Below are 20189 nucleotides of genomic sequence, written 5' to 3'. Positions count from 1 at the left end.
CAGAGGAGGACGCATGTCTCGCAAAGGCCGAATCGCGAAACGTCTCCTTCGTGAGCCGCATGCTCTGGTGGGCGCGGGTCTGCTCCTGCTCATCGCCGCGACGTCGCTCCTTGCTCCGCTGATCAGTGGGGACCCGACTCGCGTGGAACCGCTCAATCGGCTCGCTCCCCCGAGCGCCTTGCATCTCTTCGGAACGGACAACCTCGGACGGGACGTCTTCGCGCTCACCATCTGGGGTGGGAGAGTCGCGTTGGTGATAGCGGTCACCTCGACGCTGCTCGCGGTGACCGTCGGATTCATCATCGGTGTCCTCGCCGGCTACTTCCGTACCTTCGACGGCGTTGTGATGCGTGTCATGGACGGTCTGATGTCGTTCCCGACCGTGGTGCTGATGATCAGTCTTGTCGGAGTCATGGGGAACGGCCCCACACCGCTTGTCGTGGGCATGGCGATCACCATGGTCCCGGCAACTGCGAGGCTGGTCCGAGGGACCTCGCTCGCAGCGAAGCAGCAGACGTCTGTCGAGTCGGCACGCGCCATCGGAACCCGCGTCCCGCGCATCCTCCTGCGCTACATCGCCCCTGAAGGGGTCTCAGTCGTGATCGTGCAAGTCACCATGTCTCTCGCCACCGGGATCCTCGTGATAGCCGCACTCTCCTTCATCGGCATCGGGCTCGATCCGTCGACGCCGACATGGGGCGGGGCGCTCTCCGCTGCACAGCAGTACTTCAAGCCGGCGTGGTGGATGGCGGTCTTTCCCGGCCTGGCGATCTTCGTGACGGTGCTCGGGCTCGTGCTCCTCGGCGATGCCCTGCGCGACGTCCTCGATCCGCGCTCACCGTCGAGGGGGATGGCATGATCGTCTACGCCTTTCGGCGGCTACTCGCCCTCCTGCCGACAATCGTCGTGCCCATGGTTCTCCTCTTCGTACTCCTGCGTCTCGCACCTGGCGGTCCGGCTGCAGCGCTCCTTGGAGACGATGCGACGCCTGAGCAGATCGCGGTGCTCCAACAGCGGCTCGGCCTCGATGAACCCTTGTGGCGGCAGTTCGGCGACTTCTTCGCGGGACTCGTGCGTCTCGACTTCGGCGACTCGCTCTTCTTGCACTCCAGCGTCACCGGGCTCGTGCTGGACAGGCTTGTCGTGACTGCAACGTTCGTGACGCTATCCATGATGTTGGCTCTCGTCACGGGGGTCGCTGGAGCGCGCGTGGCATCTCGTTTCCACAACCGTCTGCCGGATCGACTGCTGGTCGGACTCGCAGTGGTCGGCAACGCGATACCGAGCTTCTGGCTCGCCGTCATGCTGGTAGGGATCTTTGCCGTGCAGCTCGGATGGTTACCTGTGGCGGGTTACGCTCCGCCGAGCAATCCCGCAGCATGGGCGCGGCACCTCGTCCTTCCCGTGGTGTGTCTCGGCGTCCTCCAGGGCGCGCAGCTCTTCCGCTACGCCCGGACGGCGATGCTGGACTCGATGCATCAGCCCTTCGTCGCGACGGCGCGATCGCTCGGACTGCCCGAGAAGACCATCCACAGTCGCTATGTCACGCGTATGACCCTTGTTCCTGTGGTGACGGTCTTCGGTTTGAGTCTTGGAACCCTGCTCGGCGGTGCGGTGATTCTCGAGACGGTGTTCTCGCTTCCGGGTCTGGGCCAGCTGTTGCTCACCGCGGTCCAGCGGCGCGACTACCCGCTCATCCAGGGATGCGCCTTCTTCATCGCCGTCATCATGGTTCTCGCGAATCTGGCCGTCGACCTCTTCTATGCCTACGCCGATCCTCGGATCCGCTACGGGAAGGCGGAATGATGCAGATGGCTTCTCCCGTTCCCACGTCGAGCACGCTGTTGCGGCTCGACAGTGTCACAGTGTCCGTCTCGCACCGGGGGCAGGATGCACTTGAGCTCGTCACCGGCGTGACCCTCGATGTCCGTGAAGGCGAGTGCCTCGCCATCGTCGGGGAGTCAGGATCGGGAAAGAGCATCACAGCCCTTGCGATAGCTGACCTGCTCGACTCGAACATGTCAGTCGCAGGCTGCATCGAGTACGACGGTCGCGAGCTCACTGAGCTCGAGCCGGACCGACGTAGGGCATTAGCCGGCCAGGAGATCGGATTTGTCTTCCAGGATGCGATGTCGGCGCTGCATCCTCTCATGTCGATCCGGGAACAGATGATCCGTCCCATCCGGCATCATCAGGGGGTTTCCGCCAAAGCGGCGGAGTCCCGTGCGCGCGACATGCTCGAACGAGTCGGGGTCCCGCGCGACCGCAATGTGCTCAGCAGCTACGTCCACCAACTATCTGGGGGTCTTCGCCAGCGTGTGATGATAGCGATGGCGCTCGCAAACGGTCCACGGCTGGTCATCGCCGACGAGCCGACGACAGCGTTGGACGCGGCCGTGCAAGGTCAGATCATGGAGCTTCTCAGTGAATTGCGGCGTTCAGAGGACCTGGCGATGATTCTTATCAGCCACGACATCTCCATCGTCGCGCGACACAGCGACCGTGTGGCGGTCATGTATGCCGGACAGATCGTGGAGACGGGGCCGACACGCGAGGTCATCAACCGCGCCCGGCATCCGTACTCGCGCGCACTGATCGACGCGTCGCCGGAACGGGCTCGCGCACCGAGGCGTCTCCCGACCATCCCGGGGCAGGTGCCTGCGCTGGATCAGCTGCCACTCGGCTGCCGATTCCAGCCACGATGCACGTTCGCAGTCGACGGGTGCTCAGAGCCTCAGGCGCTGCGCCCGCAAGGCGTGGAGCGCCTCGCGCGCTGCTGCAATCCGTTGGGTGGTGCCGAGTGAGTGACGATGCTGTGCTGCGGATGACGCAGGTTCGCAAGAGCTATCGGGTCGGGCCCGTCGGCAAGAAGACCACGCTGTTCGCCGTCAAGGACATCGACCTGATCGTGCGTCGCAACGTCGTCATGGGGTTGGTCGGTGAGAGCGGAAGTGGCAAGTCGACTCTCGGACGGCTTGCGATAGGACTCATCCCGCCGACGGCTGGACGCATCGAGTGCGCGGGTGAGGACATTGTCGCGTTGCGGGGCGAGCGCCTGCGTCGGCACCGGCTGCGGATGCAGATGATCTTCCAGGACTCCGGAAGCTCGCTCAACCCACGCCTCACCCTGCGAGAGCTGCTGGAAGAGCCGCTCGTCGTGCAGCGGCAAGGAACCCGTGCCGAGCGGGCTCGTCGTGTTCTGAGGGTCGCGGACGAGGTCGGGTTGAGTGAACGTTGGCTCGCGAGATTGCCTCATGAGTTCTCCGGTGGCCAGCGCCAGCGCATTTCAATAGCGCGCGCACTCGTTCTCGAGCCCGAGTTCATCGCTGCTGACGAGCCGGTGTCGGCGCTTGATGTCTCGGTTCAAGCCCAGGTGCTCAACATCATGAAGGACGTCCAGGAGGATCGCGGACTGACAATGCTGTTCATCTCGCACGACCTCGGGGTCGTCAACTTCATGAGCGACGAGGTGACGGTGCTGCACCACGGAGAAGTCGTGGAACGTGGCTGCGCTGCGGAGATCATGTCGAGTCCCCAGGATCCGTACACGCAGACCCTGGTCGCCGCAGCGCGCATCGCTGGTCCTGATCCGGATGGGCCCGAGTCGTGACGGTCAAGCTCACCGAGATGGTTGCGATGCGCGACGGTGTCCGCCTCGCGACCGACGTCTACCTTCCGGATCACGGGGCGACGCTTGGACCGATCATCGAGCGCACGCCGTACGGTCGGACTCACGTGGTCCGTGACGTCGCTCTCGACCGCATGCGGCGTCACATCGACGACCTGTGCGCGGCGGGGTTCGCTGTCGTGACCCAGGACTGCCGCGGCACGGGCGACTCCGAAGGCACGTTCACGAAGTACGTGAACGAGGCGGATGACGGCCTCGCGACCGTCGCGTGGGCGGAACGGCAACCGTGGTGGACGCACGGCGCGATTCTCGTAGGCGTCTCGTACGGGGCCCACGCCGCGCTCGGTGCGGCACTGGGCGCTGGAGAGAGAGTCGCCGGCCTGCTGCTGGATCGCGGTGGCTTGTGGAGCGCGTTCCACGAAGGGATTCGACTCAATGGCGCATTCGAGCTCAAGCAAGCCTCCTGGGCACTCGGCGAGGCGCAGCGCGCAGCGCGCGACGATCAGGATCGTCTGCGGGAGCTCGCCTTGGGCAGTCAGGACCTTGGTTCGTGGCTGACTCGCTTGCCCTGGCGGCACGGCAGGTCACCACTGCGCTTCGACCCTCAGCGCGAGGCAGACTTGCTCGATCTCTGGAGCCGTCGAGCCTTCGATGGCTTCTGGACGCAGCCGGGACTCATGGCCGAAGGCAGAGTGGAGGCGATCGCCGTCGCTCCCTCGCTGCACATCAGCTCCTGGTACGACCTCTACGCCTCCTCGGCGGCGAAGCTGTTCAGGGCCATGCAAGCGCGCCCCGGAGGAGATGCGTATCTGGTGCTCGGTCCGTGGACGCACTCGGGGATGGCTGACACCTTCGCCGGTGAAGTCGAGTTCGGACCCGCGGCGAGAATCGAGGAGGCCGTTGGCACGGATCTCCTGGGACTTCGTCAGAAGTGGCTTGAGTACTGCGCGTTCGGGAGCGAGCCGTTCAGTGAGCGAGTGCTGTTCTTCGTGATGGGTGGAGGCAGCGGCGACGTCATTGACGGGCGTCTCCTGCACGGAGGCGGCTGGCATACGTCCAGTTGTTGGCCCCCCACGGCAACGACGACCCTGACCTTGAAGCTTGGTTCTCGCGGCGACCTGCTCGGCGAAGAGTCCCGAGAGGACCCCGAGTGCTTCATCCTCTATGAGTACGACCCAGCTCATCCGGTCCCGACGATCGGCGGCAGCATCGGCTCGCACCCGGGCGTGTTTGCGCCGGGAGCCTTCGATCAGGTCGAGCGCCCCGGAGTCCTCGGGTGCTCGGAGCCGTACTTGCCTCTCATGGCACGGCCTGACGTGCTCAGCTTCTCGACCGGTCCCCTAGGTGAGGACCTCATCGTCGCTGGCTCCCCGGTGGTAACCATGGACTTCCTGACGTCCGCGGCCGACACCGATGTCGCTGTCAAGCTCGTGGATCACTACCCGCCGTCGTCCGACCGCCCTGATGGCTTTGCCATGAATGGGACTGCCCCCGGTCTGGTTGACACTCGGGGTTGATGGTTCTCAGGCCGCGTCTGCGGCTGCGTAGATCATCTCAAACTCGACGGGGGTGAGCTTGCCCAGGGCGCGCTGTCGGCGGCGACGGTTGTACTTGGTCTCGATCCAGGTCACCATCGCCAGCCGGAGCTCCTGGCGGGTGTCCCAGCGGCGGGTGTCCAGGACGTTCTTCTGGAGCAGGGAGAAGAAGCTCTCCATGCTGGCGTTGTCGCCGGCTCCGTATGAGCGGCCCATCGAACCGACCAGGCCGTTGTTCGCGAGCAGGCGCTGGGTCTTCTTGGCGCGAAATTGACCGCCCCTGTCCGAGTGACAGATCGTTCTCACCGGTGAGCGCAGGGCGATCGCGTTCCGCATCGCTGAGACCGCCAGCGACGCCTTCATCCGCGAGTCGATGGAGTAGCCCACGATCTTGTTGGAGTACAGGTCCTTGATCGCGCAGATGTAGAGCTTGCCCTCGCGCGTGGGGTGCTCGGAGATATCCCACAACCAGACCTTGTTGGGAGCCTCGGCGACGAACTCGTGACGGACCACGCCGTGCTCGTCAACCACCGCGAGGAGGTCGTCATGCGGAGCGGGGCCGGTGGCACCTGGCTTGCTGGTCTTCTTCTTCGCATGAGAGGCGTAGATGCCGGCGATGCCACACAGCCGGTGCACGCGGTTCTCGCCCACGACGATGCCGTGCTCGTCGGCCAGCTCGTCGGTGAGGAACCTGTAGCCCAGCGTCGCATCGTCCTGATGGATCTCGTAAAGGACGTCGATGAGGTGGGCGTCGTCCCAGTCCCGTTGGGACACGGGGTTCTTGAGCCACTTGTAGTACCCCTGCGTCGTCAGACCCAGGACCCTGCACGCCACCGCGACCGGCACCCTGATGCGGGCGCCGGCCGCGGCCATCTCACGGACGAGAGGGAAGACTATTTTCCCGGCAAGTTGGCCTGCGACAGGTAGGCAGCAGCGCGCCGTAGGACCTCGTTCTCCTGCTCGAGCAGGCGGATCCTCTTGTTCGCCTCACGCAACTGCTTGCGCTCGTCTTCGCTCAGACCGGGACGCTTGCCGTCCTCGACATCGGCCTGCTTCATCCAGTTCGCCAGCGAGCCTTCGGAGACGCCGAAGTCCTTCGCGATCTGAGACAGCGGTGCCTGGCCCTTGCGGGCCACGGCCACGACGTCGTTGCGGAACTCCTGAGGATAGGGCTTTGCCACGGGGACATCCTTCCAGCGAGGACCAGATCCTCACAGATCAGGTGTCAACCAGACCCGGGGCAGTCCCAATCTCTGTGACACGGTCGTCCGTCTGAGCGGTCAGCAGAGCATCGCGGTGGTCGAGAGCGACGACGATCATCGCGTTGTCCACGTGCGAGTGGAGCTGCCGCCGATCGCTAATCGCTTCTCGACCGGCCATCGCATTCGTGTGGACGTGACGTCGTCCAACTTCCCGCGGGTGGACGTCAACCCCAACGTTCTCGAGAGTGCTGGTGGCAGCGCTGCCAGGATCGCGACGAACGGAGTCAGGGTGGGCGGCGCGAGAGGCGCCTCCATCGCACTTCCTGTTCTTCCGGTCGAGTCCTTGGTGCCGGTTCGTGCAGGTGAGGCCGATCAGGTCTCGGCTGGTGAACGGTCGCTCTAGACGGTCTGGTCAAGAACGTTGTCGACGTCATGAGAGACCGCCTGCTCGAGACTGGGGTCTCGGTGAACCCGTCGAGACGAGTCCTGCCGGGTGCACCGCGCTGCATAGCCGTCAGCATGGACGACGCGGGGTCACTGATCGCGGTGTCGTGGTGCGTCCGGAGGCTGCGCTGACGGGCCCCCTGCACGACGGAGCCCGCACCCGTCAGCGGACGAGTGCGGGCTGCGGTTGTGGTGCGTCAGGCGCTGACGGTCTCCAGCGACTGGCGGGCGATCTCGAGCTCCTCGTTGGTCGGGACGACCATCACGGTCACCTCGGCACCGTCCGGGGAGATCACGGTGGGCTGCTTCTTCCGACCCGCGTTGCGCTCCGGGTCGACCGAGATCCCGAGCCGCTCCAGGCCGGCCAGGGCACCCGCACGCACGACGTCGTCGTTCTCACCGATCCCGGCGGTGAACGCGATCGCGTCGACGTGACCGAGCTGGGCGTAGTAGTTGCCGACGTAGCCCTTGATGCGGTGGAAGTACACCTCGAGGGCGGTGCGGGCGACCTCGTCCCCGGCCGCGACCGCGTCGTGCAGGTCGCGCATGTCCGTGTAGCCGCACAGGCCGAGCATCCCGGACCGGCGGTTGAGCAGGTCGTCGAGCTCGTCGGTGGTCATTCCCGCCTGGCGTGACAGGTGGAACAGGACCGCCGGGTCGATGTCGCCCGAGCGGGTGCCCATCACGAGGCCCTCGAGCGGGGTGAGGCCCATCGAGGTCTCGACCGACTTCCCCGCGCGGACCGCGGTCGCCGATGCGCCGTTGCCGAGGTGCAGGACGATGACGTTGACCTCGCTCGGGTCCTTGCCGAGCAGGGCAGCGGTCTTGTGCGACACATACAGGTGTGACGTGCCGTGGGCGCCGTAGCGCCGGATCGCGTACTTCGCGGCGAGCTCCCGGTCGATCGCGTAGGTGTACGCCGCCGGCGGCAGGGTCTGGTGGAACGACGTGTCGAAGATCGCCACGTGCGGGACCGTGGGGAACGCGTGCCGGGCGGCCTTGATGCCCGAGACGTGCGCCGGGTTGTGCAGCGGGGCGAGCGAGGACAGGTCGCTGATCTGGGCCAGGACCGTGTCATCGATGACCGCCGGACCGGCGAAGATGCTGCCGCCCTGCACGATCCGGTGGCCGACGGCAGCGAGCAGCGACTCGTCGATGTGCGGTCCGTGCTTCTCGAACAGGGACAGCACGACCGCCATGCCGGCGTCGTGGTCCGGGACGGGCTGCTCGAGCACGGTCGTGCCGTCGGGTCCCTCGTGCTTGATCTTGCCCATCTCCAGGCCGATGCGCTCGACGATCCCCGTCGCGAGGGCCTCCTCGGTGCCGACGTCGACGAGCTGGTACTTGATCGACGACGAGCCGGAGTTGATGACGAGGACGAGAGAGTTCACTGCAGGCCTTCCGAGGTGGCTTCGCCCAGTGCTTGGGCCTGGATCGCCGTGATGGCGACAGTATTCACGATGTCCTGGACCAGGGCGCCCCGCGAGAGGTCGTTCACGGGCTTGCGGAGGCCCTGGAGCACGGGTCCGACAGCGATCGCGCCGGCGCTGCGCTGCACGGCCTTGTAGGTGTTGTTGCCCGTGTTGAGGTCCGGGAAGATGAACACGGTCGCCCGGCCGGCGACGGCGGAGTCGGGCATCTTGGTCTTCGCGACCGAGGCGTCCACGGCGGCGTCGTACTGGATCGGGCCCTCGACGTTCAGGTCGGGGCGACGCTCACGCACCAGGGCGGTCGCGGCGCGGACCTTGTCGACGTCCGCCCCGGTCCCCGACTCGCCGGTCGAGTAGGACAGCATCGCGATGCGCGGCTCGATACCGAACTGCACCGCGGTCGCGGCGGAGGAGATCGCGATGTCGGCGAGCTGCTCCGCGGTCGGGTCCGGGTTGACGGCGCAGTCGCCGTACACCAGGACGCGGTCCTCGAGGCACATGAGGAACACGCTCGAGACGATCGAGACACCGGGCGTCGTCTTGATGATCTCGAAGGCCGGGCGGATCGTGTGCGCGGTGGTGTGCAGCGCACCCGAGACCATGCCGTCGGCCAGGCCGTCCTGCACCATCATCGTGCCGAAGTACGACACCGAGGAGACGTACTCGCGCGCACGCTCGACGGTCATGCCCTTGTGCTTGCGCAGCTCGGTGTACTCCCGTGCGAACCGCTCGTGGAGCTCGCCGGCGAGCGGGTCGATGACCTGCGCCTCGTCGAGCTGCAGGCCGAGCTCGGCGGCCCGGGCCCGGATCGCGGTCTCGTTGCCGAGCAGCGTGATCGCGGCGACGCCGCGCTGGAGCAGCGTGCTCGCCGCGCGCAGGATCCGGTCGTCGTCGCCCTCGGGCAGGACGATGTGCTTGCGGTGACGGCGGGCCTGGTCGAGCAGGGTGTACTCGAACATCAGCGGTGTCACGACGCTCGGGCGGGGGACGTCGATCGCGGTCAGCAGCCGCGGGGCCTCGACGTGCTGCTCGAACAGGGCGAGGGCGCGGTCGATCTTGCGCTGCGACTCGCGCGACAGCCGGCCGCGGGCGCGTGACGCCGCCGACGCCGTGGCGAACGTCCCCATGTCGGTGCGGATGATCGGGAGCCGCGGGTTGAGGCTCTCGATCAGCCGGGCGACGCCGGGGGTCGGGTAGAAGCCGCCGTTGAGGATGATGCCGGCGAGGGACGGGAAGCCCTCGGCGGTCTGCGCGGTGAGCAGGCCCAGCACGATGTCCGAGCGGTCACCGGGGGTGATGACGACCGCACCGTCGTGCAGCCGGTCGAGCAGGTGCTCGAACGACATCGCGCCGACGAGGACGTCGACGACCTCGCGTGAGAGCAGCGCCTCGTCGCCGACCACGAGCCGGCCGTTCACGGAGTCCATCAGCTGCCGCACGGTCGGGGCCATGAGCAGCGGGTCGTCCGGGATGGCCCACGCAGGGAGCTGGCACGCGGCGATCGTCGCGCGGATCGCCTCGAGGTCCGGCGACGTGCACCGGTTGGCGACGACGCCGATGACCTGTGCGTGGTTGACCTCGAGCTCACCGATCGAGACCTCGGCGACCTGACGGACGTCGTCCGGCGTCCGGTTGTAGCCGGAGACGACGAGGAGAACGGGTGCGCCGAGGTTCGTGGCGATCCGGGCGTTGAACGCGAGCTCGGTCGGGCCGGCGACGTCGGTGTAGTCCGTCCCGACGATCACGACGACGTCGCACTGCTGCTCGACCTGGTGGTACCGGGTGAGGATCTCGGACAGCGCGGCCTCGGGGTCCGCATGGACCTTCTCGTACGTCACGCCGACGCACTGCTCGTAGGGCAGGTCCACGCCGTCGTGCTCGAGCAGCAGCTCGAGCACGTAGTCGGGGGAGTCGGTCGATCGGGCGATCGGCCGGAACACCCCGACCCGCTGGACGGTGCGGGTCAGCAGGTCGACGACGCCGAGGGCGACGGTGGACTTCCCTGTGTCGCCCTCGGGGGAGGTGATGTAGATGCTCGTGGCCACCGGGTGGACTTCCTTCTCGTGCGCGTCGGTCCGGCTGGTGCGCGGACCCTCGTCCCGCGTCGGACGGTGCACCGGGTCGCGGTGCACCGTCCGACGTCAGCTGTGCAGTGTCACGTGTCGGTCACTGGCCCGTCACGCGCCTGGCTGTCGATCACTCATTGTCGCCGCCGGTCACGGCGGTCGCGGTCGCCGACGCACCCGAGGCCGTCACGGCCGCGACGGCCTCGGGCCAGACCCAGTCCCGGACCTCCGGGAGGTCCTCGCCGTGCGCGCGGGTGTACTCGCGGGCCCGGAGCCTCTCGTCGACCATGCGCTGGCGCAGGACCGCGGCCTTCGAGCCGAGGGACGGCACGCGGTCGATCACGTCGATGACCAGGTGGAACCGGTCGAGGTCGTTGAGCATGACCATGTCGAACGGCGTCGTCGTCGTGCCCTCCTCCTTGTAGCCGCGCACGTGGATGTTCGCGTGACCGGCCCGGCGGTAGGTGAGGCGGTGGATGAGCCACGGGTAGCCGTGGTAGGCGAAGATGACCGGCTTGTCGTCGGTGAAGAGCGTGTCGAAGTCCCGGTCGGACATGCCGTGCGGGTGCTCCTTCTCGTCCTGCAGCCGCATCAGGTCGATGACGTTGACCACGCGCACCTTGAGCTCCGGCAGGTGCTGACGGAGCAGGTCGGCAGCCGCGAGCGTCTCCAGGGTGGGGACGTCCCCTGCGCAGCCGAGCACGACGTCGGGGTCCTCGCCCGCGACCTCGGTGCCGGCCCACTCCCAGATCCCCAGACCGCGGGCGGAGTGCGCGATGGCCTGCTCCATGGTGAGGAAGTTCGGCGCCGGCTGCTTCCCGGAGACCACGACGTTGACGTACTGCCGGCTCCGCAGGCAGTGGTCGTACGTCGAGAGCAGCGTGTTCGCGTCCGGCGGCAGGTAGACGCGGACGACCTCGGCCTTCTTGTTGACCACGTGGTCGATGAACCCGGGGTCCTGGTGGCTGAAGCCGTTGTGGTCCTGGCGCCAGACGTGGCTCGAGAGCAGGTAGTTGAGCGACGCGATCGGCCGACGCCACGGGATCTCGTCGGTGACCTTGAGCCACTTCGCGTGCTGGTTGAACATCGAGTCGATGATGTGGATGAACGCCTCGTAGCAGTTGAACATGCCGTGGCGGCCGGTGAGCAGGTAGCCCTCGAGCCAGCCCTGGCACTGGTGCTCGGACAGCATCTCCATGACGCGGCCGGCGCGTGCCAGGTGGTCGTCGAGGTCCGTGGGCAGGTACTCGCCGTTCCACTGCTTGTCGGTCACGTCGAAGACGAGCTGGAGGCGGTTCGACGCGGTCTCGTCCGGGCCGAAGATCCGGAAGTTCTCCGGGTTGAGGCGGATGACCTCCGCGAGCCACTGACCGAGCACCTTGGTCGCCTCGCTGATCGAGCCACCCGGCACCGGGACGTCGACGGCGAAGTCCCGGAAGTCCGGCAGGCGCAGGTCGCGCATCAGCAGACCGCCGTTGGTGTGCGGGTTGTCGCTCATGCGCAGGTGCTCCCGCGGGGCGAGCGCCGCGATGTCCGGCCGCAGGGCACCGGTCTCGGTGAACAGCTCCTCCGCGTGGTACGACTCGAGCCACCCCTTGAGCACCTGGAGGTGGGCGTCGGTGTCCCGTGCGCTTGCGAGCGGGACCTGGTGCGCGCGCCACGAGTCCTCGACGTGCTTGCCGTCGATCACCGGCGGGCAGGTCCAGCCCTTGGGGGTGCGGAAGATGATCATGGGCCACTGCGGGCGCTCGGTGTCCCCGGCGGCCGCGCGCGCCTTGATGTCGGCGATCTCGTCGAGGACGACGTCGAGCAGCTCGGCGAACCGGCGGTGGACCGCCGCATGGTCCTCGCCGTCGAAGCCCCCGTGGAACAGGTGCGGCTTGTGGCCGTAGCCGCGCATGAGGTCGAGGAGCTCGCTCTCCGGGATGCGCGCGAGCACGGTCGGGTTCGCGATCTTGTAGCCGTTGAGGTGCAGGATCGGCAGGACGACCCCGTCGTGGAGCGGGTTCACGAACTTGTTGGAGTGCCAGCTCGTGGCGAGCGGGCCGGTCTCGGCCTCGCCGTCCCCGATCACGGCGGCGACCAGCAGATCGGGGTTGTCGAACGCGGCGCCGTACGCGTGCGAGAGCGCGTAGCCGAGCTCGCCGCCCTCGTGGATCGACCCGGGGGTCTCCGGGGCCACGTGGCTCGGGATGCCGCCCGGGAACGAGAACTGCCGAAACAGGCGCCGCATGCCCTCGGCGTCGGGGGTGATGTCGGTGTAGACCTCGGAGTAGGTGCCGTCGAGGTAGGCGTTGGCGACCAGTCCCGGACCGCCGTGGCCCGGGCCGGTGATGTAGATCGTCGACTGCGACCGCTCGACGATCGCGCGGTTGAGGTGCGCGTAGAGGAAGTTGAGGCCCGGGGTGGTGCCCCAGTGGCCGAGGAGCCGCGGCTTGACGTGGTCGCGGGTCAGCGGCTCGCGCAGCAAGGGGTTGTCCAGCAGGTAGATCTGCCCGACCGAGAGGTAGTTCGCCGCACGCCACCACGCGTCGATCAGGGCGAGCGACTCGTCGGTCACGGGGGGCGGGGGGTCGATGGACCCAGGTGGACTTCTGCTCGGCCTCAGTGCTCATCACGTGTCTCCTGTGCTACCCGTCCTGCGACGCGGGCGCGCCGCAGGGTGCTGCTGCCGCGCCCCCGAGGTCCTGAAACGTCCCATGACTACTGTGCCGTGACCGTCGGCGAGGTCGCGGGGACCTCTGACCCAGGCGGTGATCGCCACCGGGGCGCCGGGAGTGTGACGTTGGTCCCATACAACCTCATCGACGTGCCGTGCGCCGGGTAGCTGGCGGCGCGACGTGCACCGTCGCCGCGCGTCCCCGTCGGCGGGCCGTGCGCCACCTGCCGCCCTGCCCGGTCGGGGCGCTCCGGCTCCGGCCGGGCAGGTAGCGTTCTGACGTGCCCCCTGCGCCCCCGATCCCTGGTCCGGAGCCGTCGAGGCCTGCGCCGACCAGCTTCGCGCGCGCGGCGGTGCGGCCCCGGATGATCGCGCTGCTCCTGATCCTCCTCGCGGCGGCCGGCGTGTGCGGTCGTCTCGGTGTGTGGCAGCTCGACCGGGCTCGTGAGCGCGGTGCCCAGAACGAGCGCGCGGTGCAGGCCGCACGGGAGACCACCGCGCCGGTCGCGCTCGACACCGTCCTCGCCCCGCAGACCCGCTTCACGGCCGAGCTCGTCGGCCGTCGTGTCGCGGTGACCGGGACCTTCGACGCCGGCGGCCAGCTGCTCGTGCGCGACCGTGCGCTCGACGGGAAGACCGGCTACCTCGTGCTCACGCCGTTGCGGGTCGAGGCGACCGGCACGTCCGCCGGTGCGGTGCTGCCCGTCGTGCGCGGTTGGGTGCCGTCCGCGGACGTCGGGGCTGCGGTGCTCGATGCTCCGGCCGGGGCAGTGGAGATCACCGGGTTCCTGCAGGCCTCCGAGGCGGCCGGGACGATCGACGACGCCACCGCGCAGACCGACGCGATCAGCTCGGCGCAGCTCGTGAACCGGTGGGGCGGACCCATCTACTCCGGCTACCTGGTCCTCTCACAGGTCCAGCCGGCCCAGAGCGCGGACGTGCGGCTCCTGCAGCCGCCGAAGGTCCAGGGCGCCGGACTGAACCTGCAGAACCTTGCGTACGCGGCGCAGTGGTGGATCTTCGGCGGCTTCGCGATCTTCTTCTGGACCCGGATGGTGCGGGACGAGGCCGACGGGGTCCGTGGTTCGCGGTCCGCCGCACGCCCTACGAGTGATCGGGTCGACGCCGGAGCGCCTTGATCTCCTGCCGTCGACGTTGCGCACGCACCCGGCGTTCGCGCGAGGCGCGGCTCGGTCGGGTCGCGCGGCGCGGCGGGTCGGGCGGCGCGACGGCATCGGTCAGCAGGACCAGGAGACGCGCCAGGGCGGCCTCCCGGTTGCGCAGCTGGGCGCGGTGCTCGGAGGCCGTGACGGTCACCACGGTGCCGACGCGTCGTGACCGCAGCCGCTCGAGAACCCGGTCCCGCTGGGCGTCGTCCCGCCAGGGGATCGCCTCGAGGTCCACGGACAGCTCGACGCGCGAGTCGGCCGTGTTCACCGACTGGCCGCCGGGTCCGCTCGACCGGGAGAACCGCCACGTCAGTGCTGCGTCAGGGACGACGAGACCGGGGGCGAGGACGAGCGGCCGGTGCACGGCTCAGTCCTGCTGCCACGAGTGCCACAGCGCGGCGTAGTCGCCGTCGGCGTCGACGAGCTCGTCGTGCGACCCGATCTCCGTGATCCGACCAGCGTCGACGACGGCCACCCGGTCCGCGTCGTGAGCGGTGTGCAGGCGGTGCGCGATCGCCACGACGGTCCGGCCGGCGAGGACCGCCGAGAGCGACCTCTCGAGGTGGCGCGCGGCGCGCGGGTCGAGCAGGGAGGTCGCCTCGTCGAGCACGAGGGTGTGCGGGTCGAGCAGGACGAGGCGCGCGAGTGCGACCTGCTGCGCCTGCGCCGGCGTCAGGGGCCGACCACCCGAGCCGACGACGGTGTCCAGACCGTCGGGCAAGGCCTCGACCCAGGCGCGGGCGTCGACGGCGTCGAGCGCGCGCAGCAGCGCGTCGTCGTCCGCGTCGACCTGCGCGAGGCGCAGGTTCTCGGCCAGGGTGCCCACGAACACATGGTGCTCCTGGGTGACGAGGGCGACGTGCCCACGGAGGTCGTCGAGCGGGAGCTCGACCAACGGCACGTCGCCGGCGGTCACGGTGCCGCCGGTCGGCGGGTGGATGCCGGCGAGCATCCGGCCGAGCGTCGACTTCCCGGCGCCCGAGGGCCCGACGATCGCGAGTCGCTCGCCGGGGCGCAGGTCCAGGTCGATCCCGTGCAGCACGTCGTGACCCTCGCGGTACGCGTAGCGCACGTCGCGCCCGACGATCGTCTCGTCCACGGGGGTGCGGCTCCCGACGGTCCGGTCCGGGGCCACCTGCTGGACCCCGAGGATGCGCGCGAGCGACGTGGTCCCGACCTGGATCTCGTCGAGCCAGAAGATCAGCTCCCCGATCGGCTGGATGACCTGCGTCGCGTAGAGCGCGACCGTCGTCACGGCACCGATCGTCGCGTGGCCTGTGGAGATCAGGTACGTACCCCAGACGAGCACGGCGAGCACCGGGAGCAGGAACGACGCGTCCACGCCGGGGAACAGGACCGTGCGGAGGCGGAGCGTCGCCGACTCGGCGGCGAACGCCTCGCGCAGGTCGGCGTCGACGCGCGCCCGGCGGCGTCCTCCCATGCCGAGCGCGTCGACGGTCCGGGCGCCTTCCACGGACTCCGTGATGGTGCCGTTGAGCGTGGCGTACGCCGCCGACTCGCGCAGGTACGCGGGCGCGGCGCGGCGCAGGTACCAGCGGGTCACCGCGAGGAGCGACGGTGCGCCCGCGAGGAGGCCGAGCGCCACGAGCGGGTCGGTGAGGGCAGCCGCGACGGCGGTCAGCACGATCGTCGCGACGGTGACGAGGACACGGGGGATGCCGAAGCGGACCGTGTACTGGACGCGGTCGATGTCGTTGGTGGTGCGGGCCACCAGGTCACCGGTGCCGGCGCGCTCGACGGTCGACAACGGCAGCCGGGCGACCGTGGTGAGGAACTCCTCGCGGAGCTCGGCGAAGACGGACTCCCCGAGCACCATCGCCGAGCGCTGGGCGAACCGGATCAGCACGGACTGCGTGAGCACGGCGACCGCCAGCACGGCGACCAGGCGGTCCACCGCGGCCGCCGTGGTGCCGGTGGTCACGTCGTCGACGAGCCGCCCGAGCAGCCAGGGCCCGGCGAGGCCGGTCGCCGCGGCGAGCGCGTGCAGGGTCACCACACCGGCGAGGGAGCGCCGGTGCCGACGGAGCAGGACGGCCGTCTGGCGGCGGACGGTCGCCGCGTCAGCGACGGGCAGCTTCATGGCGGTCCTCCATCCCTTCGTCGTGCGCTGTGGTGTCGTGCGCTGGGTCGGTGTCCTCCGACGCCCGGGAGACGACGGCCCGGTACGCGGCCGCAGCCGGGTGGTGCGGGTCGAGCAGGTCCCGGTGGCGGCCGCGCGCGACGACGGTGCCTCCGGCGAGGAGGGCGACGTCGTCCACGGCGTCGAGGACGAGCGGGCTCGCGGTGACGATCACGGTGGTGCGTCCGCGCCTGGTCGCGGCGAGCCGTCGTGCGATCCGGGCCTCGGTGTGCGCGTCGACCGCACTGGTCGGCTCGACGAGCACGAGGACCTCGGCGTCGGTGAGCAGCGCCCGCGCGAGGGCCACCCGCTGGCGTTGGCCGCCGGAGAGCGACCTCCCCTTCTCGGCGATCTCCCCGACCAGTCCCCCCGGGACGGAGTCGAGCACGTCGGCGGCGTCGGCGACGTGCAGCGCGTGCTCGAGCTGCGTCGCCGTGGCGGTGCCACGGACGTCGAGCTCGTCCGCGAGCACGCCGGTGAACAGGTGCGGCGTCGACTCCGAGACGACGATGCGCTCGCGGACCTCGGCGAGGGCGACGTCGTGCAGCCACGCCGCGCCCCACCGGACGGACGGGTGCCCGGTCCCGGTGGGGTCGGCCGCGTGCGCGTCGTCGAACCTGCCCAGGCGTGCGGCGACGCGCGCGCTCTCGTCGGGGTCGGCGCTCACCAGGGCGAGGACCTCGCCGGGTCGCACGACGAGGCCGGTCGCGACGTCGACGATCTCGGCGCCGGGCGCCGGTGCCGGTCGTGGCTGCGTGACGTCGGCCCCGGCCACCGGCACGCTCAGCACGGCGAGGATCTTGCGCACGCCGACCACCGCGCGGGTGGCGACCCGCATCGTCTCGGTCGCGGTCCACAGCGGCTGGGTGAGGAACGCGGCGAAGCCGTAGAAGGCGACGAGCTGCCCGGGGGAGATCTGCCCCGCGATCGCCAGGCGCGCACCGACCCAGACGACGGCGGCGAGGAACAGCCCGGGCAGGAGCGTCTGCAGGGCGTCGAGCAACGACTGGGTCTGCGCCACGGCGACCCCGGCGCGACGCACCCGCTGGGACTGCTCGCGGTAGCGGGCGCTGAAGACCTCCTCGCCGCCGACGCCCCGGAGGATCCGCAGACCGGAGACGGTGTCGGAGCCCAGGGTGGTCAGGCGCCCGGCGGCCTCACGCTGGGCGGACTGACGGCGCTGCAACGGGGTGACCAGGAGCGCGAGGACGGCGACGACGAGCGGCAGGCCGACGAGGATCAGCACCCCGAGCACGGCCGAGGTCCGCATGAGGACGACGGCGATGCCGGCGTACGCCGCGATCCCGCCGACGAACCGGCCGGCGATCGCGAACAGCTCGCCGGTACGCAGCGCGTCGGTCGCCACGGTCGCGACCACCTCGCCCGTCGGGAGCACGTCGGTGACCGCGTCCCCGGTCCGCGTGACGTGGTGACCGATGAGCTGAGACGACGAGAACGCGCTGCGCAGCCAGTTCTCGACCGCGAGCCGATGCCCGACGACGTTGCCCAGGACCTGCACCAGCCCGGCCCCGGCGAGCAGCAGGCACCCGACGAGGAGCGACGCCGACAGCCCGCGCGCGACCCCGTCGTCGATCACCCGGCCGAGGGCTGCGGGGATCGCGGCGCCGGCGAGCTGACCGACGACCTCGACCCCGACGGCCCCGAGCAGCAGCGCGCCCTGACGACGTGCCTGCCACCACAGGTAGGCCTGTGGCGAGGTCAGCGGCGGGGTGCCGGGGTCGGCCGGAGGGAGGGGGCGCACATCTGTGAACGCTAGACCGGACCGCGGACATGGCCGACTCATTTTCGGTCGTGCGGCCCCGGGCTCCCACGTCACGGGCTCCCAGGTCACGGGCCCGCCGCCCACCCGCCGCCGACCCGGCACCAGCCGGGCGCACCCGCTCAGGCAGGTGGTGGACAATCGTGCTGCCGGGCGCCGCGCACGCGACCGGCTCCGCGCCCCGAGGACAGGAACCAGGACAGTGGCTCAGACGAACCCCCAGGACAAGGCTCGCGCCGCTCTCGGCCGCTACCGCGTGATGGCATGGATCACCGGATCGATGCTGCTGCTGCTGTGCCTCGAGGTCGTGCTCCACTACGTCGTCGGGATCAGCAAGGACCGGTTGGGCCCGTTCCAGTACGTCCCGTTCGCCCACGGCTGGATCTACGTGGTGTACCTCGCTGCGGTGCTCGACCTCTGGTCGAAGATGCGGTGGACCTACGGCCGCCTGGTCGCGATGGTGCTCGCCGGCGTCGTCCCGGTGATGTCGTTCGTGCTCGAGCGTCGCGTCCACGCGGACGCCGAGGCGGTCCTCGAGCCCGATACCCTTGCCGCGTGACCGCGACCCCGACGCACCGGCCGGTACTCGTCGTCGACTTCGGTGCGCAGTACGCGCAGCTGATCGCCCGACGCGTCCGTGAGGCGAACGTCTACTCCGAGATCGTCCCGCACACCGCCTCCGTCGAGCAGATCCTGGCCAAGGACCCGGTCGCGATCATCCTCAGCGGTGGCCCGTCGTCCGTCTACGCGCCCGGTGCGCCGTCGGTCGACCCGGCGCTGTTCGACGCCGGCGTCCCCGTCCTCGGGATCTGCTACGGCTTCCAGGCCATGGCGGCCGCGCTCGGCGGCACGGTCGCGGAGACCGGGGCCCGGGAGTACGGCCGCACGACGGTCCAGGTCGACGGCCCCGGCACGGTGCTGGCCGGCAGCCCGCAGGAGCAGGTCGTCTGGATGAGCCACGGCGACTCCGTGCACACCGCACCCGAGGGCTTCGAGGTCCTGGCGACGTCGACCGGCTCGCCCGTCGCCGCCTTCGAGGACCGCGACCGGCGGCTGTTCGGCATGCAGTGGCACCCCGAGGTCAAGCACTCGCCGCTCGGTCAGCAGGCCCTCGAGAACTTCCTGTACCAGGGTGCCGGTCTCACGCCGGACTGGAACCCGGGCAACGTGATCGCGGAGCAGGTCGAGCGGATCCGCGCCCAGGTGGGCGACGCCCGGGTGATCTGCGGGCTCTCCGGCGGCGTCGACTCGTCCGTCGCGGCGGCCCTCGTGCAGAAGGCCGTCGGGGACCAGCTGACGTGCGTGTTCGTCGACCACGGGCTGCTGCGGACCGGTGAGGCCGAGCAGGTCGAGACGGACTTCGTGGCGGCGACCGGCGTGCGGCTCATGGTCGTCGACGCGCGTGAGCGGTTCCTCAGTGCGCTCGCGGGCGTGAGCGACCCGGAGACCAAGCGGAAGATCATCGGTCGGGAGTTCATCCGGGTCTTCGAGGACGCCGCGCGTGAGGTGGTCGCCGAGGCGGGGGAGCACGGCACCGAGGTGCGGTTCCTCGTGCAGGGCACCCTGTACCCCGACGTGGTCGAGTCCGGCGGCGGCGAGGGTGCCGCGAACATCAAGAGCCACCACAACGTCGGCGGGCTGCCGGACGACCTCCAGTTCGAGCTCGTCGAGCCCTTGCGTGCCCTGTTCAAGGACGAGGTCCGCGCCGTCGGGCTCGAGCTCGGCGTGCCCGAGGCGATCGTGTGGCGCCAGCCGTTCCCCGGACCCGGCCTCGGCATCCGGATCGTCGGCGAGGTCACCGCGGATCGGCTCGACACGCTGCGCGCGGCCGATGCGATCGCCCGCGAGGAGCTCACCAAGGCCGGCCTGGACCGGGAGATCTGGCAGTGCCCCGTCGTGCTCCTCGCCGACGTGCGGTCGGTCGGTGTGCAGGGTGACGGGCGCACGTACGGTCACCCCGTCGTGCTCCGTCCGGTGTCCTCGGAGGACGCCATGACGGCGGACTGGACGCGGCTGCCCTACGACGTGCTCGCGGTGATCTCGAACCGCATCACGAACGAGGTGCCCGAGGTCAACCGCGTCGTCCTCGACGTGACGAGCAAGCCGCCGGGCACGATCGAGTGGGAGTGACGGCGC

The 20189-nt window shown here is 69.5% G+C and carries 16 protein-coding genes and 1 pseudogene; 10 read left to right on the top strand and 7 right to left on the bottom strand.

From position 1 onward, the window contains the following. Positions 1 to 13: 13 nt before the first annotated feature. From LJB74_RS20845 to LJB74_RS06970, 6 genes and pseudogenes are all read left to right on the top strand, one after another. Positions 14 to 160 (top strand): annotated as a pseudogene (locus LJB74_RS20845) (hypothetical protein); the annotation flags it as partial. 93 nt (positions 161 to 253) lie between these two features. After that, positions 254 to 859: an ABC transporter permease gene (locus LJB74_RS06990; protein WP_259307855.1), complete on the top strand. Its 606-nt coding sequence runs from the start codon at positions 254 to 256 to the stop codon at positions 857 to 859. After that, positions 856 to 1806: an ABC transporter permease gene (locus LJB74_RS06985; protein ID WP_259307854.1), complete on the top strand. Its 951-nt coding sequence runs from the start codon at positions 856 to 858 to the stop codon at positions 1804 to 1806. The genes LJB74_RS06990 and LJB74_RS06985 overlap by 4 nt, the downstream gene beginning before the upstream one ends. Positions 1807 to 1811: 5 nt before the next feature. Next, positions 1812 to 2804 (top strand): ABC transporter ATP-binding protein, encoded by a 993-nt coding sequence (locus tag LJB74_RS06980; protein WP_259307853.1) that lies wholly within the window; start codon positions 1812 to 1814, stop codon positions 2802 to 2804. Then, a complete protein-coding gene (locus LJB74_RS06975; protein WP_259307852.1) occupies positions 2801 to 3610 on the top strand; it encodes a dipeptide/oligopeptide/nickel ABC transporter ATP-binding protein in 810 nt (269 codons plus the stop codon). Before LJB74_RS06980 ends, LJB74_RS06975 begins: the two co-directional genes overlap by 4 nt. Further along, positions 3607 to 5145 (top strand): CocE/NonD family hydrolase, encoded by a 1539-nt coding sequence (locus tag LJB74_RS06970; protein ID WP_259307851.1) that lies wholly within the window; start codon positions 3607 to 3609, stop codon positions 5143 to 5145. Before LJB74_RS06975 ends, LJB74_RS06970 begins: the two co-directional genes overlap by 4 nt. 6 nt (positions 5146 to 5151) lie before the next feature. Here the strand turns inward: LJB74_RS06970 and LJB74_RS06965 are convergent. Further along, a protein-coding gene (locus LJB74_RS06965; protein ID WP_259306689.1) for an IS3 family transposase occupies positions 5152 to 6344 on the bottom strand; the annotation gives its coding sequence in 2 pieces (ribosomal slippage) (positions 5152 to 6063 and positions 6066 to 6344; 1191 coding nt in all). Between the two features lie 115 nt (positions 6345 to 6459). On the opposite strand from LJB74_RS06965, the gene LJB74_RS06960 reads away from it, so the two are divergent. Beyond that, positions 6460 to 6768, top strand: coding sequence for a CocE/NonD family hydrolase C-terminal non-catalytic domain-containing protein (locus LJB74_RS06960; protein WP_259307850.1), 309 nt, complete (start codon positions 6460 to 6462; stop codon positions 6766 to 6768). A gap of 238 nt (positions 6769 to 7006) precedes the next feature. Here LJB74_RS06960 and LJB74_RS06955 read toward each other — a convergent pair whose 3' ends face one another. The 3 genes from LJB74_RS06955 to LJB74_RS06945 form a co-directional block, all read right to left on the bottom strand. Further along, on the bottom strand, positions 7007 to 8200 hold the full coding sequence (locus LJB74_RS06955; protein WP_259307849.1) for an acetate/propionate family kinase: 1194 nt from the start codon (positions 8198 to 8200) through the stop codon (positions 7007 to 7009). Next, positions 8197 to 10284, bottom strand: a complete 2088-nt coding sequence (pta, locus tag LJB74_RS06950) for a phosphate acetyltransferase (RefSeq protein ID WP_259307848.1) — start codon at positions 10282 to 10284, stop codon at positions 8197 to 8199. Before pta ends, LJB74_RS06955 begins: the two co-directional genes overlap by 4 nt. A gap of 151 nt (positions 10285 to 10435) precedes the next feature. Then, positions 10436 to 12865 (bottom strand): phosphoketolase, encoded by a 2430-nt coding sequence (locus LJB74_RS06945; protein WP_259307847.1) that lies wholly within the window; start codon positions 12863 to 12865, stop codon positions 10436 to 10438. 380 nt (positions 12866 to 13245) lie between these two features. On the opposite strand from LJB74_RS06945, the gene LJB74_RS06940 reads away from it, so the two are divergent. Continuing rightward, positions 13246 to 14103 (top strand): SURF1 family protein, encoded by an 858-nt coding sequence (locus tag LJB74_RS06940; protein ID WP_259307846.1) that lies wholly within the window; start codon positions 13246 to 13248, stop codon positions 14101 to 14103. Here the strand turns inward: LJB74_RS06940 and arfB are convergent. From arfB to LJB74_RS06925, 3 genes are read right to left on the bottom strand one after another with little or no spacing between them, the layout of a single operon-like run. Next, positions 14069 to 14497 carry an alternative ribosome rescue aminoacyl-tRNA hydrolase ArfB gene (gene arfB, locus LJB74_RS06935; protein ID WP_259307845.1) on the bottom strand — a complete coding sequence of 143 codons (429 nt, stop codon included), beginning with the start codon at positions 14495 to 14497 and terminating at the stop codon, positions 14069 to 14071. The genes LJB74_RS06940 and arfB overlap by 35 nt on opposite strands. A gap of 3 nt (positions 14498 to 14500) precedes the next feature. Further along, entirely contained in the window at positions 14501 to 16234 is a 1734-nt protein-coding gene (locus tag LJB74_RS06930; RefSeq protein WP_259307844.1) for an ABC transporter ATP-binding protein, read from the bottom strand. Continuing rightward, complete coding sequence (locus tag LJB74_RS06925) at positions 16215 to 18035, bottom strand: ABC transporter ATP-binding protein (protein ID WP_259307843.1); 1821 nt, start codon at positions 18033 to 18035, stop codon at positions 16215 to 16217. The genes LJB74_RS06930 and LJB74_RS06925 overlap by 20 nt, the downstream gene beginning before the upstream one ends. 220 nt (positions 18036 to 18255) lie before the next feature. On the opposite strand from LJB74_RS06925, the gene LJB74_RS06920 reads away from it, so the two are divergent. Both LJB74_RS06920 and guaA read left to right on the top strand, forming a co-directional pair. Further along, on the top strand, positions 18256 to 18612 hold the full coding sequence (locus LJB74_RS06920) for a DUF3817 domain-containing protein (protein WP_259307842.1): 357 nt from the start codon (positions 18256 to 18258) through the stop codon (positions 18610 to 18612). Next, positions 18609 to 20183 (top strand): glutamine-hydrolyzing GMP synthase, encoded by a 1575-nt coding sequence (gene guaA, locus LJB74_RS06915; protein ID WP_259307841.1) that lies wholly within the window; start codon positions 18609 to 18611, stop codon positions 20181 to 20183. Before LJB74_RS06920 ends, guaA begins: the two co-directional genes overlap by 4 nt. The last annotated feature ends 6 nt before the right edge of the window (positions 20184 to 20189 follow it).

Origin of the sequence: Cellulomonas sp. P24 (assembly GCF_024704385.1) — a bacterium.
In the GTDB taxonomy this organism is placed as follows: domain Bacteria; phylum Actinomycetota; class Actinomycetes; order Actinomycetales; family Cellulomonadaceae; genus JAJDFX01.
Note: the sequence above shows the minus strand (reverse complement) of the source record. Positions and strands in the feature narration are given on the sequence as shown.